Raw genomic sequence first — 16938 nt, 5'->3', positions numbered from 1 at the left:
ATGAAAAGCAGCCTGAGCAGGCAAAGCATCGGCATCATCGGTGCCGGGCGGGTCGGCGCGGTGCTCGGTGCCGCGTTCGTGAACGCCGGCCACCAGGTGGTCGCCGCGGTCGGTGTCTCGACCGCCTCCAAGGCCCGCGCGGAGCAGCTGCTCCCGGGCGTCGCGCTCCTCCCCGCCGACCAGGTCGCCGCCTCCGCGGACCTCGTGCTGCTGGCGGTCCCCGACGACGTGCTCGCCGGCCTGGTGCACGGGCTGGTCGAGACCGGCGCGCTGCGCGCGGGGCAGATCGTCGCGCACACCTCCGGCGCCCACGGCCTCGACGTCCTCGCGCCCGTCGCCGCCGCCGGCGCGCGCCCCCTGGCGCTGCACCCGGCGATGACGTTCACCGGCACCGCCGTCGACCTGGGCCGGCTCGCCGCCGGTGTCTCGTTCGGCGTCACCGCCCCCGACGACCTGCGTGACCTCGCCGCCTCCCTGGTCGCCGACCTCGGCGGTCAGGTCGAGTGGATCGAGGAGGAGCGGCGGCCGCTGTACCACGCTGCCCTGGCCCACGGTGCCAACCACCTCGCCACCCTCGTCAACGAGGCGCTCGACCGGCTGCGCGACGCCGGCGTCCAGCACCCGGAGCAGGTCCTCGCCCCGCTGCTCGGCGCCGCGCTGGACAACTCGCTGCGCCTCGGCGACGCCGCCATCACCGGCCCGGTGTCCCGCGGCGACGCCGGCACGGTCGCCAAGCACCTCAGGGCCCTCGACGCGGTCGCCCCGGAGTCGGTGCCGCCCTACCTGGCGCTCGCCCGGCGCACCGCCGACCGGGTCATCGCCGCCGGCCGGCTCCGCCCGATGGACGCCGAGCCGCTGCTCGACGTGCTCAGCGGCTCCGGGCATAAGGGCGGCGACTCCGGACAGAAGGAGGGCTCAGCGCAGAAGCAGGTGCCGGTGATCGCCGCGCAGCGCGGCGGCCGCCGGAAGGCCAAGGGCACCGGAGGTAAGCCATGATCGTCGCCGAGACCCGCGAGCAGCTCGCCGTCGCGCGGGCGGGAGCGCGCGGCGCCGTCGCTGTCGTCATGACCATGGGTGCGCTGCACGAGGGGCACGCCGAGCTCCTGCGTGCCGCACGCGCCGAAGCGGACACGGTCCTGCTCACGATCTTCGTCAATCCGCTGCAGTTCGCGCCGGGTGAGGACTTCGAGCGCTACCCGCGCACCGTGGAAGCCGATCTGGCGATCGCGGAGCGGGCCGGTGTGGACATCGCGTTCACGCCGACGCCGGAGATCATGTACCCGCAGGGTGCGCCCGCGGTCCGGGTCGACCCCGGGCCCGCCGGCAACGAGCTCGAGGGCGCCAGCCGGCCGGGGTTCTTCCACGGCGTGCTGACGGTGGTCAACAAGCTGTTCCAGCTGACCCGCCCCGACGTCGCGTACTTCGGGGAGAAGGACTACCAGCAGCTCGGCATGATCCGGGCGATGGTCCGCGACTTCGACCTGCCGATCGTGGTGCGGGGCGTGCCGACGGTGCGGGAGCCCGACGGTCTCGCGCTGTCCAGCCGCAACCGCTACCTCGCCCCGGCGGAGCGGCAGGCGGCGCTGGTGCTGTCCAGGGCGCTCACGAAGGCGGCGCGCAGCGAGGACCCCGTCGCCGTGGGGATCGCCGAGTTCGCGACGGAGCCCGAGGTCAAGCTCGACTACTTCGTCCTGACCGATCCGATGCTGGGCCCGGCACCCGCGCACGGCCCCGGCCGGCTGCTGACCGCGGCCTGGGTCGGCGGCACCCGCCTGATCGACAACATCGCGGTGGACCTGCCGTGATGCACCAGAGGCGACATCACGGTGGACCCGCCGTCATCCGTGAACAGGGCGACATCGCGGTGGAGATGCCGTGAGACGCGACAGAGGCGACAAAGCAGTGGAGATGCCGTGATCCGTACGATGCTCAAGTCCAAGGTCCACCGGGCGACGGTGACGCAGGCCGATCTGCACTATGTCGGTTCGGTAACGGTCGACGAGGATCTGATGGACGCCGCGGACCTGCTCGCCGGCGAACAGGTCGCGATCGTGGACGTCACCAACGGGGCGCGGCTGGAGACCTACGTGATCGCCGGGCCCCGCGGCAGCGGCGTCATCGGGATCAACGGCGCCGCTGCGCACCTGGTCCACCCGGGTGACCTCGTCATCCTGATCTCCTACGCGCAGCTCGACGACGCCACCGCAAGGACGTACCAACCGCGGATCGTCCACGTCGACGCCACCAACGGAATCATCGAACTCGGTCACGATCCCGCGGACGCCATACCGGGTATGGTGGGCGAGCCTGTGAGGGGAGACCTTCTCCGGGCGTAAGCACCTGGGGAGGTGGCGGTGCGACGCGCGGTCGTGCTGGTCGTGGCGGTGGCGACACTGCTGAGTGCCTGCGCGCGACCGACCCCGGCCGGCACCGACAAGGACCTGGTCAACGGCTGGCCGATGCTGCCGGCCGCCGTGCTGCAGGAGCCCACCGCGCCGGCGTGTTACGCGCTGCCGGCGGGCACCGCGAGCGCCGACGTCACGAGCTGGCCGGCGCCGGTCGGCTGCACCGAGCCGCACGAGGTCGAGCTGATCTCGGTGGGCCGGTTCGCCGGTGCGGACGCCGAGCGGGCCACCCCGCCGAACGTCGGGAGCCCGGCCATGCGCGACGCGTACCGACGCTGCGCCGACGACGCGAAGGCCCTCCTGGGCGCGGACTGGCGCACCGGCCGGGTGTCGCTGAGCGTGGACGTGCCGAAGCCGTCGCTGTGGGACGCCGGGGCGCGCTGGTTCCGCTGCGACCTGCAGGCGCTGCAGGACATCGACCGCTTCAGCGTCGCGACCCGCACCGCGTCGCTGCGCGGCACGCTGCGCCCCGACGGCGGGGAGCTGCGCATCGGGTGTGTGAAGGTCACCACCAAGGCGGGCGGCGCCGCCGGCGACATCGACCGGATCTTCCCCGCCTCGTGCACGACCCCGCACGAGGGCGAGTTCGCCGGTCTCTACGAGCCCCCGGACGGTGAATACCCGGCCGACAGCGAGGCCCGCAGCAACGCCAACCTCGCCGGCTGCCGCCCCGTTGTGGCGGGCTTCACCGGTGTGCCGGACGACGTGAACTTCCGCTCCCGCACCGGTCTCGTAATGTGGCCCTATGACAAGACGGCCTGGGAGCTCGGCAACCGCGGGGTGCGCTGTTTCGTGTGGCCGCCGAAGCCGGTGACGACGTCGTTGCGGGGCGCGGGTACAAAGGGTCTACCGATCACAATCGCGTAGATGCTGTCCTAGATCTGGCAGTTGGGCCGGGTTGCCAACCACATTGATCATTGGCACACTGCACCCGCGCTGTGTGCGCCGGGGGAGGGGTTGGATCATGGTGCGTTTTCGACGGCTCGCCATGGCGGTGGCACCGGTCGCCGCCGTCGTGATGCTGGCGGGCTGCTCGACGCCCGCGGGTGTCGACAAGAACCTCGTCGACGAATGGGCCATGCTCGCCGCACCCAAGGTTCCCTCACCGCCGGTCGGCGCGTGCTACGACACCACCGTGCCGTACTTCGAGACGGACACCCTCACGGTCTTCTCCTTCACGGCCGTGGCCTCCTGCACGACCGCGCACATCAGCGAGACGTTCTTCGTCGGCGAGCTCAGCGGCACCGCGGCCAGCGCGTCGTCGCCGCCGAAGGGCGCGGACCTCAAGGACGCCTGGGCGAAGTGCAACACCGAGGCGCAGACCTTCCTCGGCGGCGACTACCACGACGCCCGCCTCGAGCTGATCGTGCTGCCCCCGTCGACGACGCAGTGGAGCGGCGGCGGGCGCTACTTCCGCTGTGACCTCGCCGAGGTGCAGAGCGACGCCGGCAAGCCGATCAGCCGCACGAGCAGCCTCAAGGGCAACCTCACCGGCGACAAGCCGATCGCGCTGACCTGCGCCCAGGAGATCTACGAGGCCGACGGCAAGACCTGGGACGACTACGAGCCGAGGGCGTGCACGCAGACGCACAACATGGAGTACGTCGGCACGTACCTGGCCGGCGAGCGGGCCTTCCCGAAGAACGCCGACGAGCGGCGCGCCGCGATGCGGACCGGCTGCGAGGCGCTCGGCGCCAAGTTCCTCGGCATGACGCAGCAGATGCTGGACAACCACCAGGAGGTCGGCATCGGCTTCTGGATGGTCGACGAGGAGAACTGGCTGCGCGGCAACCGCACCGCCCGGTGCTACGCGATGCTCTACGGCACGAAGAGCACGATCCGCTCCCTCAAGGGCCTCGGTCAGAGCAAGATTTGATCCCCTCTGCGAGACTGTGGGCCCGTGCTACGAGGTGAGGGAGTTCTGCCGATGAAGCGGTGGACCGCCGGGCTGTCAGCGGCGCTGGTGCTGTTCGCCGCCGGCTGCGGGGATCCGGCGGGCACGGACGGCGACCTCGTCAACGGCTGGACCGCCCTCGCGGCGCCGAGCGTGCCCAAGCCCTCCGCCGGTGAGTGCTGGACCTTCTCGGGTGACGCCGACAAGCTCGCCGTCGGACCCGACCTGGTCGAGGTCGAGTGCACCGCGTCGCACGCCAGCGAGACGTTCAAGGTCAGCGAGTTCACCGGCGCCATCGCGCAGAAGTCGACGGTGCCGGCCGACGCCGACCTGATCGACGCGTTCACCGCCTGCCAGGCCGAGGCCATCAACTTCCTCGGCGCCGACTGGCACGACGGCCGGCTGATGCTGCGGGTGCTGCCGCCGTCGTCGAAGCAGTGGACCGGTCAGGCGCGCTACTACCGGTGCGACCTGATCGAGGTCTCCGACGACACGTACACGATCGCGCCGCGCACGACGAGCCTCAAGGACACCCTGCGGGGCTCCAAGCCGGCCCTGCTCCGCTGCGTCAAGGTCGCGACCGACAGCAAGGGCGGCATCGAGGACTTCATCCCGGTCCAGTGCGACACGCTGCACAACGGTGAGTACACCGGCACCTTCTACGCGCCGGACGCGCGGCCGTATCCGAGCGACGCCGCGGCCCGCCGTGCGCTGCTGCAGCCCGGCTGCAAGACGATCGTGGCGCGCTACCTGGGGCTCACCGACGCCGAGTACGACCTCAACAAGCAGATCTCGTTCGCCTGGTCGACCGCGACGCCGACCCGGTGGGGCTACGGCGACCGCACCGCCCGCTGCTACCTGATGCTGGAGGGCAACCTCTCGGTCAGCCGCTCCCTGCTGGCGAACGGTAACCGCCCGGTCTAGGAGCGAGCCGGTGACGTCCCGGTCCAAGACGGGTCGTGACGTTACCGGCCGGTAATGGCACACTGCTTCCTCATGAGGCGGGTCATCTTCATCGTCGTCGTGCTCGCGCTCGCCGGGGGCGGCGCCTACTGGCTGCTGCGCGACGGCGACCGGAAGATCCCGAAGAACCCACCCGCCGCCGCGCCGCAGGCCGGCTCCTGCTGGTCGGTCGACGCGGCCGGCGCGAAGGCCGCCTTCCCGTGGGCCGGCGGCCCCGTCGACTGCGCCGCCGCCCACACCGCCGAGGTGTTCCACGTCGGCCAGGCCACCGAGGACCTGCTGCACCGCCTCGACAAGGCCAAGGGCCAGGACGTCGCGATCGCCCAGAATCTCCTGTACGCCCAGGCCCGCCGCGCCTGCGTCGTGCAGGGCACCGCGTTCCTCGGCGGCAACTGGCACGAGTCGAAGGTCCAGATCCTCGCCTCGTGGATCACGCCGGCCAAGGACGGCTTCTTCGGCTGCGCGGTCGCCCCCGTGACCGGCCCGGCCGGCGACGAGTTCGCGACCCGCGAGGGCAGCCTGGCCAAGGCCGGGCCGAGCCTGCCGATCGAGTGCATCTCCGCGCTGAAGTACGTCGGCTGCGCCGGCCCGCACGACGGCGAGTACTCCGGCAGCTACTCGATCGCCCCGATGGACGCGCCGTTCGACGAGACCGCGGTGCGCAACGCGTCGGCGAAGGGCTGCACGAGCGTCGGGCTGCGGTACCTCGGCCTGGCGGAGACCGCCGACCGGGCCGACCTGTCCGCCGCCGCCGTCGGGCCCAAGACCGGCTCCGCCTGGCTCGGCAGCGACCAGACCTTCGCGTGTTACCTGATGAGCGCGCGCCCGCTGAAGGGATCCATCCAGAAACTGGGCACGGGCCCCTTGCCGTTCGCGTGATTCTCGGCACGGCGCGCAATGCCTGGTTGTGATGTTTGACTGGAGTGATGGAGCTGCCCGTACTACCGCGCCGACTCGCCGGGCCCCAGCCGGGGTGGGCCGAGCCGACCGACGTCGTCGTGATCGGCTCCGGCGTCGCCGGGCTGACCGCCGCCCTGCACCTGCGCGAGGCCGGCCTGCACGTCACCGTCGTCACGAAGGTCAACATCGATGACGGCTCGACCCGCTGGGCCCAGGGCGGCATCGCCGCGGTCCTCGACCCGCTCGACACGCCCGAGGCACACGCCCAGGACACCCTCGTCGCCGGCGTCGGGCTGTGCGACACCGCCGCCGTCGACCTGCTGGTCCGGGAGGGGCCGACCCGCGTCCGCGAGCTGATCCGCTGGGGTGCCGAGTTCGACCGCAACAACGACGGCTCCCTCATGCTGACCCGCGAGGGCGGCCACCACGCCAACCGGATCATCCACGCGGGCGGCGACGCGACCGGCGCCGAGGTGCAGCGGGCCCTGCACGCCGCCGTCCACCGCGACCCGTGGATCCGCCTCATCGAGCACGCCCTCGTCCTCGACCTGCTCACCGACGCCGCCGGCCGGGCCTGCGGGGTCACCCTGCACGTCCTCGGCGAAGGCGCGGAGGACGGTGTCGGCGCGGTCCTCGCCCGGGCCGTCGTGCTCGCCACCGGCGGCATGGGCCAGATCTACTCCGCCACCACCAACCCGATCGTCTCCACCGGCGACGGGGTCGCGCTCGCCCTGCGCGCCGGGGCCGCCGTCACCGACATCGAGTTCGTCCAGTTCCACCCGACCGCGCTCGCGCTCAACAACCGCGACTCCCAGCAGCCGCTGGTCAGCGAGGCGCTGCGCGGCGAGGGCGCGTACCTGCGCGACGGCGACGGCAACCGCTTCATGGTCGGCCGCCACGAGCTCGCGGAGCTCGCCCCGCGCGACGTCGTGGCCAAGGGCATCTACCGGGTCATGCGCGCCGAGGGCACGCACAACGTCTGGCTCGACGCCCGCCACCTCGGCCGGGACTTCCTCGAGGGCCGGTTCCCGACGATCGTGGCGTCCTGCCGGGCGGCCGGCGTCGACCCCGCCGCGGACCTCATCCCGGTGTCCCCGGCCGCGCACTACGCCTCCGGCGGCGTCCGCACCGACCTGCACGGCCGCACGTCGATCCCGGGCCTCTACGCGTGCGGTGAGGTCGCCTGCACCGGTGTGCACGGCGCCAACCGGCTGGCCTCCAACTCGCTGCTGGAGGGGCTGGTCTTCTCCCGCCGGATCGCCGAGGACATCGCCCGCGGCCTGCCCGCGCAGACCGACCCCGTCGCCGGCGACCTGCCGGCGTGGACCGCCGACCCCGGGCTGCGCGGCCCGCTGCAGGCGGCCATGTCGGCGCACGCCTCGGTGCTGCGCAGCGCCGAGTCGCTCGACCAGGCGGCGCAGGCGATCGCCAAGCTGGCGCTGGACCGCGCCGCGCCCGGCCTCGCCGGCTGGGAGGCCACCAACCTGCTCACCGTCGCGGCCGCCCTCCTCGGCGCCGCCGACCAGCGGCAGGAGACCCGCGGCTGCCACTGGCGCGAGGACTTCCCCGACGCCAGCGACGTGTTCCGCGGCCACTTCCTCGCCGGCCTGTCCGACACCGGCGCCCTGACCGAGACGTGGGAGGACGCGTGACGCCCCTCGTGGCCGCCGCCGGTGCCCTGACCGAGATGTGGGAGGACGAATGACCGCACCGGAGCGCAGCGGAGGGGTGGGCATCATGGGCACAGTAGATGGGTCAGGCCGACGCCGGAGCGCAGCGGAGGTGGCGGCGTGACCCCGGAGACCGAAGCGCTGTTGCGGAAGGTCGGGCTCGACCCGGTCGCCGTCGGCGAGATCGTCGAGCGGACCCTGACCGAGGACCTCGGCCCCGACCGCCTCGACGTGACGAGCGTGGCGACCATCCCGGCCACCCAGACGGACTCCGCCGAGCTCGTCGCCCGCGCCGACGGCGTGGTCGCCGGCCTGGCCGTCGCGGCCGCCGTGTTCGAGGCCGTGTCCCCGTCCGTCGAGGTGGCGATCCACGCCGTCGACGGCTCGTCCGTCGTGCGCGGCACGGTGCTCGCGACCGTCACCGGACCGACCCGTGACCTGCTGACCGCCGAGCGCTCCGCCCTCAACCTGCTGTGCCGCATGTCGGGTGTCGCCACCCACACCCGCCGGTGGGCCGACCTGCTCGACGGCACCAAGGCCCTGGTCCTCGACACCCGCAAGACCACGCCCGGCCTGCGCATCCTGGAGAAGTACGCGGTCCGCGCCGGCGGCGGCACCAACAAGCGCATGGGCCTCTACGACGTCGCCATGATCAAGGACAACCACAAGCTGGCGGCGGGCGGCATCTCCGCGGCGTACGCCCGGGTCCGTGAGGCGTTCCCCGACGTCCCGGTCCAGGTCGAGGTGACCACGGTCGGCGAGGCGGTGGAGGCGGTCACCGCCGGCGCCACGTTCCTGCTGCTCGACAACATGGCGCCGGACCTGCTGCGGGAGGTCGTGGCGGCGGTCGGCGGCCGGGCCGAGCTGGAGGCGACCGGCGGCCTGACCCTGGAGACGGCGGCGGACTACGCGGCCACCGGGGTCGACTACCTGTCCGTCGGCGGCCTCACCCACTCCTCGCCGATCCTCGACATCGCGATGGACCTGCGGACCCACTGAGGCCCTCTGAGCCCCTCTGAGCCCCTCTGAGCCCCTACCCGGGGAACGCGACGGCGACCAGCGCGGAGAACCGCTGGACCTTCCACGCCGGCGGGACCACCGCGGCGCAGCGCTCGACGCCGGAGACGCACACGATCGCCTGCACCGACGAGACCGGTGCAGGCGGGGCGGACGGGATCACCGACTCGACCGCGACCAGCTCGACGTCCGGCAGGGAGATCTGCAGCGGGTACTCCCACAGGTCCCCGTCCATGACCAGGCCGACCCGCCGGACGCCGCTGGCCTTGATCGCGCCGATCGCCTGCTGGTACGGCACCGCCTGGTCGGGCAGCCGGACGAAGCGCTCCTGCCAGTCGGTGAGGGTGAAGACGGAGCCCTGCCCGACGAGGCGGCGGGGCTGCCCGTACGCGACGGAGATCCCGCCGGCCGCGAACGCCGCCGCCATGACGACGACGAGCGCGGCCGCGGTGGCGCGGTGGGTGCGCAGGCGGTCGGCCCAGTAGCCGGCGAGCGGCGCGCCGAGCGCGAACGCGGGCAGGATCAGCCGGTTGCCCCAGTCCTGCCACTTGACGACCGCGGCGGTCATGACGAACGCGCCGAGCACCATGACCGCGTAGCCCTTCAGCAGCGGGGGCAGCCGCCGCCACACCAGCGTGACGACGAGGGCGCTCAGGATCAGCGCGGACTGGATGGGGTACGGCGAGCGGTCCTCGTCCGGCTTCCAGCGCGTGCCGGGGAAGACGCTCCGCCACTGGGTGATCTTCGGGTCGTTGGGGTTGACACCCACGACGTCCGCGACGGCGATGACGGCGTCGCTGACCACGCCGTTGACCGCCGGGAACGGCGTGGTGAGCGTGGAGGCGGCCAGGCGCAGGCCGTTGACCAGCACGGCCGGCGGGTCCTTGCGCTCCGTGGACAGCGAGGCGCTGTATCCGGGCGGCCCGAGCGGCGAGCCGAACGCGTCGTTGACGCGCAGCATGGCCGGCCCGGCGAGCACGACCATGCCGGCGACGATCGCCAGGCCGGCGCCGGCGGTGCGCAGCCACTGCCCGGTCCGGCCGCCCGCCATGTCTGAACGCCCCTCTGAACGCCCGTCTGAGGGCCCGTCTGAGGGCCCGTCTGAGGGCACGGGAGCCTCGGACGTCACCGCGGACCGCGCCGGCCGGAGACGGAGCTGGCAGATGCCCCAGAAGACGAGGATCGGGGCGAGCGGCATGAGGCCGGTCGACTTGGTGACGGCGGTGAGGCCGGCGACCGTGGCGAGGGTCAGGACGTCGCCGGCGGTGGCGACCCGGCGGGCGCCGTCGAGCGCGAGACTGGCGGCGCAGGCGACCCACGCGGTGACGACGAGGTCGTTCTGGGTGCTGGTGGCCTCCAGGGCGACCGCCGGGGCGGTGAGCAGGACGGCGGCGGCGATGAGCTGGCCGAGGCGGCCGACGCCGAGCTGGGCGGCGCAGCGGGAGACGGCGACGGCGGCCAGCAGCGACACGCCCCACTGCAGCAGGTTGTGCAGCGAGTCGTCCCCGGTCAGCAGCCGGGCCTGCAGCAGCAGGTACTCCGCGCCCGGGACCAGGATGATCTGCTGGTTCTGGACCGTGGCGTACGGGGCCAGGTCGCCGTCGGCGATCCAGTGCTCGATCTTCGTGAGGTGATAGTGGTTCGAGTCGTAGTTGTTCGGCGAGTGGGCGAGCGCGAGGACCAGCTCAGCCAGTACCAACGCCGCAAACGCTGACAGCAGCACCTTGTCCCAGTTTCGCAGGACAAGGTGGGGAACGTGCAGGTGGCGCCTGGCGAAGAAGGCCGACACGCCGGCGAAGAGCAGCCAGTAGACGATCACCGGCCAGGTCGTGATCAACCCCGCGAGCGACAGCAGCTCGACGAAGACGACCGTGACGCCCGCCACCGTGGCCGCCGCGCGGATGACCGCCTGGCGGGCGTCCAGACTGCCCGGACGCAGCGCGAACGCGGTGAACACCAGCGCCGCCAGCGGGAGGAGCGCGAGCAGCGTGCGGGCCGTCGGCATCATGGGAACCGGATCGTAGATGACCAGGCTCACCCCGCCGCTGGCGGGCCTTTCGTTAGGCTCACCGCGTGCTGCTGTGCATCGACATCGGAAACACCAACACGGTGCTCGCCACGTTCGAGGGCGAGAAGCTGGTCCACTCGTGGCGGATCAAGACCGACGCGAGGGCCACCGCCGACGAGCTCGGCCTGCTCTACCGGGGGCTGCTCGCCACCGACGCCGTGTCGCTGACCGGCATCGCGTCCTGCTCGACCGTCCCCGCGGCCCTGCGCTCCCTGCGCACGATGCTGCAGCGGTACTACCCGGGCGTCCCTACCGTGATCGTCGAGCCGGGCGTGCGGACGGGTGTCCAGCTGGCGATCGACAACCCGAAGGAGGTCGGCACCGACCGGGTCGCGAACACCCTGGCCGCCTTCACGCTCTTCGGCGGCCCGTCGATCGTCGTGGACTTCGGCACGTCGACCAACTTCGACGTCGTCTCCGCCCGCGGGGAGTTCCTCGGCGGCGTGCTGGCGCCCGGCATCGAGATCTCCGTGGACGCCCTCGCGGCCCGCGCCGCCCAGCTGCGCAAGGTGGAGCTGGTCAAGCCGCCGCGGGTGATCGGCAAGAACACGGTCGAGTGCCTGCAGTCCGGCGTCGTCTACGGCTTCGCCGGGCAGGTCGACGGGATCGTGCGGGGTGTCACCGCGGAGCTGGGCGGCACGGTGAAGGCGGTCGTCGCGACCGGTGGCCTGGCCCCGATCGTGATCGGCGAGTCCGCCACGGTCACGCACCACGAGCCGATGCTCACCCTGATCGGGCTGCGACTGATCTTCGACCGCAACCGCGGTTAGCGTTTGCGGCCGATGTACGCGTAGGTCACGTACGGCAGCTCGAACTCCTCGGTCCGCGGCAGCACCTCCAGCAGCTGCTCCTCGAGCCGTCGCCGCGCCTCGTCGCCCGAGACCAGGTAGTAGCTGCGGGACCTGACCAGCTCCAGGAACGACTCCCTCGTGTGGGTGGCGCTCCACTCGAACGTCCCCCGCTCCACGGGGCCGAAGAGGGGGCCGAAGTCCTGCACGGCCGTCTCGTCGAACGCGTCGCGCTCGCGGGCGCCGTCGAAGAGGGTGGAGGACTCGGCGACCCAGGGGACGCGCTCGTCGCGGATGTTCCAGATCGGGACGAAGCGGCCGCCGGGCCGGAGGACGCGGGCGATCTCGGCGTGCGCCGGCTCGCCGTAGAACCAGTGGTAGGCCTGCCCGGCGGTGACGACGTCGACGGACGCGTCCGGCAGGGGGATGTGGGTGGCGTCACCCTTGCGGGCTTCACCGGGGATCTTGGCGCGCATCTTGTCGTCCGGCTCGACGGCGATGGTGTGATGGCCCAGGTCGCGGAGCTGGCGGGTCAGGATGCCGGTGCCCGCACCAAGATCGCAGATTTCGGATTTTTCCGGTATAGCCCATTGCAAGGCCTCGCGCGGGTAGCGGGGGCGGATGCGGTCGTACAGGTCGGCGGCAGCTCCGAACGAGGAGGCGTGTGCTGCGAAATCCACACCGCCAAAAGTACCGAATCCGAAGTTGCGAGGTCGCGCCGTAAAACGCGGAATTGGCCGGTCGGGCGCGCATGGCTCTCTCTGGGCGGCTGTTGGCCTCTGCTACCTGCAGCCGCCATGTTGCAGTTGTGCAAGGTGGTGCTGCACCTGTCATTCGTCACGCATAGCAATGCGACGGACACGGATTTGCGTCGGCGTATCGCCCTATCCGATTCCGAGGCCCTGTCTTCCTTGCCCGCGGCCCTGGCTGCGGTGTGCGTGCCGGGTGTGGATGCCTGATCGGGAACTATCCGCGCGCGATGGAGTACGGAATGCCACCGGCGGCAGGCGTGTGATGGGAATCGATCGCGTTGGCGTGCGGCCCGTCGCGCCCGGCATTCGGGAAACGCGGTGTCTTTCCGCTGGTGCGGTAGCGGTAGTTTCGGCGTACCGTTGACGAAGCGGACCCTGATTGCGTTATCTTTGCATTCGCACAACGCGGGGCGAGCTTCCTCGAAGGGAATACGACAGTGGCCAAGCGGACCATCCACGTGCTGGTCGACGACATCGACGGCGGGGACGCCGACGAGACCGTGAAGTTCGCGCTGGACGGCGTTCAGTATGAGATCGACCTCTCGAAGAAGAACGCGACGAAGCTGCGTGACGCGTTCGGGCCGTTCCTCGGTGCGGCGACCAAGGTCGGCCGGGGTGGCGTCGTGGTCGGAGGGCGCGCCGCCAGTGCCCGCGGCCGCGGTGGGGCAGCCGCCGATCGCGAGCAGAACAAGGCGATTCGGGAATGGGCTCAGAACAAGGGCATCAAGGTCTCCGACCGGGGTCGCATCAAGCAGGAAATCGTGGACCGCTACAACGCCGAGGCCGGCCGTTAGCGCTCGTTGACCGGTTTCGGCCTGAGCGGTCGTTTTGGGGTTCTTTCAGCGCCTTTCACCCATCGTAGCCGACTAGCTACGGTGGGTGACTTGCATGGTGTGTCGATTTCGCTCTTGGCGTACGGGCTCGCCAGCAGGAACACGGGGACGGATGCTCGCGTTGGGCAAAAGCGCCGGGTACACGCGTCCCCGGCGGGTAGACAAGTACCACGCAACGACTCCGACATGGTCCGATGGTGGGGTGCGGCAATGGCGCACACCCGCAATGTGTCGGCCTACGGCGATAGAGTGATGGCACGGTCACGTTGGCGTCCGACAGAGCTTCGGCGTGGCGACCCCCTCCAGGGGTTCCGCGGCAGGGGCGGCGGCGACGGACACGGCACGTGAAGGAGCAGGGATGTTCGAGCGGTTCACCGACCGAGCACGACGGGTTGTCGTCCTGGCGCAGGAAGAAGCCCGGATGCTCAACCACAACTACATCGGCACCGAGCACATCCTGCTCGGCCTCATCCACGAGGGTGAGGGCGTGGCGGCCAAGGCGCTCGAGAGCCTCGGCATCTCGCTGGAGGGAGTCCGCCAGCAGGTCGAGGAGATCATCGGCCAGGGGCAGCAGGCGCCGAGCGGGCACATTCCGTTCACGCCACGAGCCAAGAAGGTGCTGGAGCTGTCCCTGCGCGAGGCGCTGCAGCTCGGGCACAACTACATCGGCACGGAGCACATCCTGCTGGGTCTGATCCGCGAGGGCGAGGGCGTGGCCGCCCAGGTCCTCGTGAAGCTCGGCGCAGACCTCAACCGGGTCCGCCAGCAGGTCATCCAGCTGCTCTCCGGCTACCAGGGCAAGGAGCCGGCCGCCGCCGGCACCGGTGCCCCCGGCGAGGCCGCTCCGTCGACCAGCCTGGTGCTCGACCAGTTCGGTCGAAACCTCACCCAGGCCGCCCGCGAGGGCAAGCTCGACCCGGTCATCGGGCGCGAGAAGGAAATCGAGCGGGTCATGCAGGTCCTGTCCCGCCGCACCAAGAACAACCCGGTGCTGATCGGCGAGCCGGGCGTCGGCAAGACCGCCGTGGTCGAGGGCCTGTCCCAGCGGATCATCAAGGGCGAGGTGCCCGAGACGCTCAAGGACAAGCAGCTCTACACGCTCGACCTCGGTGCCCTCGTCGCCGGTTCGCGCTACCGCGGTGACTTCGAGGAGCGCCTGAAGAAGGTGCTCAAGGAGATCCGCACCCGCGGCGACATCATCCTGTTCATCGACGAGATCCACACGCTCGTCGGTGCGGGTGCCGCCGAGGGGGCGATCGACGCCGCGTCGATCCTCAAGCCGATGCTGGCCCGTGGTGAGCTCCAGACCATCGGCGCCACCACCCTCGACGAATACCGCAAGCACCTCGAGAAGGACGCCGCGCTCGAGCGCCGCTTCCAGCCGATCCAGGTGGGTGAGCCGTCGCTGGCGCACACCATCGAGATCCTCAAGGGCCTGCGCGACCGCTACGAGGCGCACCACCGGGTGACGATCACCGACGCTGCCCTGGTGGCTGCCGCGACGCTGGCCGACCGCTACATCTCCGACCGCTTCCTGCCGGACAAGGCGATCGACCTGATCGACGAGGCCGGCGCGCGGATGCGCATCCGCCGGATGACCGCGCCGCCAGACCTGCGCGACTTCGACGAGCGCATCGCCCAGGTGCGCCGCGACAAGGAGTCCGCGATCGACGCGCAGGACTTCGAGCGGGCCGCGCAGCTGCGCGACAAGGAGAAGCAGCTGCTCGGGCAGAAGGCGCAGCGCGAGAAGGAGTGGAAGGCCGGCGACCTCGACGTCGTGTCCGAGGTCGACGACGAGCAGATCGCCGAGGTCCTGGCGAACTGGACCGGCATCCCGGTCTACAAGCTGACCGAGGAGGAGACGGCCCGACTCCTGCGCATGGAGGACGAGCTGCACAAGCGCCTCGTCGGCCAGGACGACGCGGTCAAGGCGGTCTCGAAGGCCATCCGGCGCACCCGGGCCGGCCTGAAGGACCCGAAGCGCCCCTCCGGCTCGTTCATCTTCGCCGGCCCGTCCGGCGTCGGGAAGACGGAGCTGTCCAAGGCGCTCGCCGAGTTCCTCTTCGGCTCCGAGGACGCGCTGATCCAGCTCGACATGTCCGAGTTCCACGACCGCTACACGGTGTCGCGCCTCGTCGGTGCGCCTCCCGGGTATGTCGGTTACGACGAGGGCGGCCAGCTGACCGAGAAGGTCCGCCGCCGGCCGTTCTCGGTGGTCCTCTTCGACGAGATCGAGAAGGCCCACCCGGACGTCTTCAACACGCTCCTGCAGATCCTGGAGGACGGCCGTCTCACCGACGGTCAGGGCCGCATCGTGGACTTCAAGAACACGGTGATCATCCTGACCACCAACCTGGGCACCCGCGACGTGGCCAAGGCCGTGTCCCTGGGCTTCCAGGCGTCGGAGGACAACGACTCCAACTACGAGCGGATGAAGCAGAAGGTCAACGACGAGCTGAAGCAGCACTTCCGCCCGGAGTTCCTCAACCGCATCGACGACACGATCGTCTTCCACCAGCTCGCGCAGGATCAGATCCTGGGCATCGTCGACCTGATGATCGCCCGCATCGAGTCCCAGCTGCGGAACAAGGACATGGGCCTCGAGCTGACCGACAACGCCAAGAAGTTCCTGGCGAACAAGGGTTATGACCCGGTCCTGGGTGCCCGGCCGCTGCGCCGGACCATCCAGCGCGAGATCGAGGACTCGCTCTCCGAGCGCATCCTGTTCAACGAGCTCCGTCCGGGCCAGATCGTCGTCATCGACTGCGAAGGCGACCCGGCCCAGTTCGAGAAGGCCAAGCTGGTCTTCAACGGCGCCGACCGCCCGGGCGCAGTCCCGGACGCCGTCCCCGCCGAGCTGACCAAGGGCGGCTCCGCCGAGGAGTCCGCAGCCTGACCCAGCACCACGCGAAAGGCCCCCGTTCACTCAGGACGGGGGCCTTTCCCGTTTCGTGCGGTTCCGTTTTTGCGACCACCGCTCTCCCGCCGGCGCCGTTGTCGTGCAGTTTGTTCAGCCCCCGCACCGCCGTCCACCTCGCGTGCTGACCACTTCCTACTGGAACCTCGGCATTCCACCGCGACCGATTTCGTGCGGGTGTTCTCTTTGAACCTGCGCCACCAGGCAAGGCCCGGCGCGCATTCCGGCTGCGCCCAGCGCCCCGCCGCCCAGCGGGTGTGGTGATCGAAGAACGAAACCGGTCGTGATGACAGCCAGTTTCGTCCTTCGATCAATCTCAACAGTGCGCTGTCTGCCGGCGCGGTGGCCACCGACGTGATCGAAGGATGCATCTGGTCGTGGGGGCAGCCGGATTCGTCCTTCGGTCAATCTCAACGGTGTGTTGTCTGCCGGCGCGGTGGCCACCGACGTGATCGAAGGATGCATCTGGTCGTGGGACGGCCAGATCCGTCCTTCGATCAACGCAATCGTGCGGTGCCTGCCGGCGCGGTGGGCAGATCCGTCCGTTTCCATCGACCCCATGCTGCGGGGGTCGTCGGCGGCGTGATCGAAGGAGAGGGCTGGTTGTGGGGACGGCCAGATCCGTCCTTCGATCGACGCAATCGTGCGAAGTCTGCCGGCGCGGTGGCCAGATCCGTCCGTTTTTCCAATAACCCCATGCTGCGGGGGTTGTCAGCGGCGTGATCGAAGGA

Annotated in this window: 14 protein-coding genes and 1 pseudogene; 12 read left to right on the top strand and 3 right to left on the bottom strand. The window is 70.8% G+C overall.

The features are described from left to right. The 9 genes and pseudogenes from AB0I21_RS23095 to nadC all read left to right on the top strand — a co-directional run. A pseudogene (locus AB0I21_RS23095) lies at window positions 1–900 on the top strand (DUF2520 domain-containing protein); the annotation flags it as partial. Between the two features lie 92 nt (window positions 901–992). Continuing rightward, entirely contained in the window at window positions 993–1805 is an 813-nt protein-coding gene (gene panC, locus AB0I21_RS23090; protein WP_360564012.1) for a pantoate--beta-alanine ligase, read from the top strand. A gap of 108 nt (window positions 1806–1913) precedes the next feature. Next, window positions 1914–2336, top strand: a complete 423-nt coding sequence (panD, locus tag AB0I21_RS23085; RefSeq protein WP_360564010.1) for an aspartate 1-decarboxylase — start codon at window positions 1914–1916, stop codon at window positions 2334–2336. A gap of 18 nt (window positions 2337–2354) precedes the next feature. Further along, window positions 2355–3272 carry a septum formation family protein gene (locus AB0I21_RS23080; RefSeq protein WP_360564008.1) on the top strand — a complete coding sequence of 306 codons (918 nt, stop codon included), beginning with the start codon at window positions 2355–2357 and terminating at the stop codon, window positions 3270–3272. Between the two features lie 97 nt (window positions 3273–3369). Beyond that, the gene (locus tag AB0I21_RS23075; protein WP_344509105.1) at window positions 3370–4281 is read left to right on the top strand and encodes a septum formation family protein; all 912 of its coding nucleotides are present in this window, start codon (window positions 3370–3372) and stop codon (window positions 4279–4281) included. A 51-nt stretch (window positions 4282–4332) separates the two neighbouring features. Next, complete coding sequence (locus AB0I21_RS23070) at window positions 4333–5223, top strand: septum formation family protein (RefSeq protein ID WP_360564006.1); 891 nt, start codon at window positions 4333–4335, stop codon at window positions 5221–5223. 72 nt (window positions 5224–5295) lie between these two features. Then, on the top strand, window positions 5296–6141 hold the full coding sequence (locus AB0I21_RS23065) for a septum formation family protein (RefSeq protein ID WP_360564004.1): 846 nt from the start codon (window positions 5296–5298) through the stop codon (window positions 6139–6141). A 47-nt stretch (window positions 6142–6188) separates the two neighbouring features. Continuing rightward, the gene (locus tag AB0I21_RS23060; RefSeq protein ID WP_360564003.1) at window positions 6189–7814 is read left to right on the top strand and encodes an L-aspartate oxidase; all 1626 of its coding nucleotides are present in this window, start codon (window positions 6189–6191) and stop codon (window positions 7812–7814) included. Window positions 7815–7952: 138 nt separating this feature from the next. Continuing rightward, window positions 7953–8831 (top strand): carboxylating nicotinate-nucleotide diphosphorylase, encoded by an 879-nt coding sequence (gene nadC / locus AB0I21_RS23055; RefSeq protein WP_360564001.1) that lies wholly within the window; start codon window positions 7953–7955, stop codon window positions 8829–8831. A gap of 34 nt (window positions 8832–8865) precedes the next feature. On the opposite strand, the gene AB0I21_RS23050 is transcribed toward nadC, so the two are convergent. Beyond that, window positions 8866–10857 carry a hypothetical protein gene (locus AB0I21_RS23050; RefSeq protein WP_360563999.1) on the bottom strand — a complete coding sequence of 664 codons (1992 nt, stop codon included), beginning with the start codon at window positions 10855–10857 and terminating at the stop codon, window positions 8866–8868. 65 nt (window positions 10858–10922) lie between these two features. Between AB0I21_RS23050 and AB0I21_RS23045 the strand changes: the two genes are divergently transcribed. Beyond that, window positions 10923–11687, top strand: a complete 765-nt coding sequence (locus AB0I21_RS23045; RefSeq protein WP_360563997.1) for a type III pantothenate kinase — start codon at window positions 10923–10925, stop codon at window positions 11685–11687. On the opposite strand, the gene AB0I21_RS23040 is transcribed toward AB0I21_RS23045, so the two are convergent. Continuing rightward, complete coding sequence (locus tag AB0I21_RS23040) at window positions 11684–12385, bottom strand: class I SAM-dependent methyltransferase (protein ID WP_360563995.1); 702 nt, start codon at window positions 12383–12385, stop codon at window positions 11684–11686. The genes AB0I21_RS23045 and AB0I21_RS23040 overlap by 4 nt on opposite strands. A 509-nt stretch (window positions 12386–12894) precedes the next feature. Here AB0I21_RS23040 and AB0I21_RS23035 point away from each other — a divergent pair. Beyond that, the gene (locus tag AB0I21_RS23035; protein WP_033363218.1) at window positions 12895–13251 is read left to right on the top strand and encodes an Lsr2 family protein; all 357 of its coding nucleotides are present in this window, start codon (window positions 12895–12897) and stop codon (window positions 13249–13251) included. 397 nt (window positions 13252–13648) lie between these two features. Next, window positions 13649–16186 (top strand): ATP-dependent Clp protease ATP-binding subunit, encoded by a 2538-nt coding sequence (locus AB0I21_RS23030; protein WP_360563993.1) that lies wholly within the window; start codon window positions 13649–13651, stop codon window positions 16184–16186. Window positions 16187–16342: 156 nt separating this feature from the next. Here AB0I21_RS23030 and AB0I21_RS23025 read toward each other — a convergent pair whose 3' ends face one another. Beyond that, window positions 16343–16759 carry a hypothetical protein gene (locus AB0I21_RS23025; RefSeq protein WP_360563991.1) on the bottom strand — a complete coding sequence of 139 codons (417 nt, stop codon included), beginning with the start codon at window positions 16757–16759 and terminating at the stop codon, window positions 16343–16345. Between the last annotated feature and the right edge of the window lie 179 nt (window positions 16760–16938).

It is taken from the genome of Dactylosporangium sp. NPDC050588, from assembly GCF_040654975.1.
In the GTDB taxonomy this organism is placed as follows: domain Bacteria; phylum Actinomycetota; class Actinomycetes; order Mycobacteriales; family Micromonosporaceae; genus Dactylosporangium; species Dactylosporangium maewongense.
Note: the sequence above shows the minus strand (reverse complement) of the source record. Positions and strands in the feature narration are given on the sequence as shown.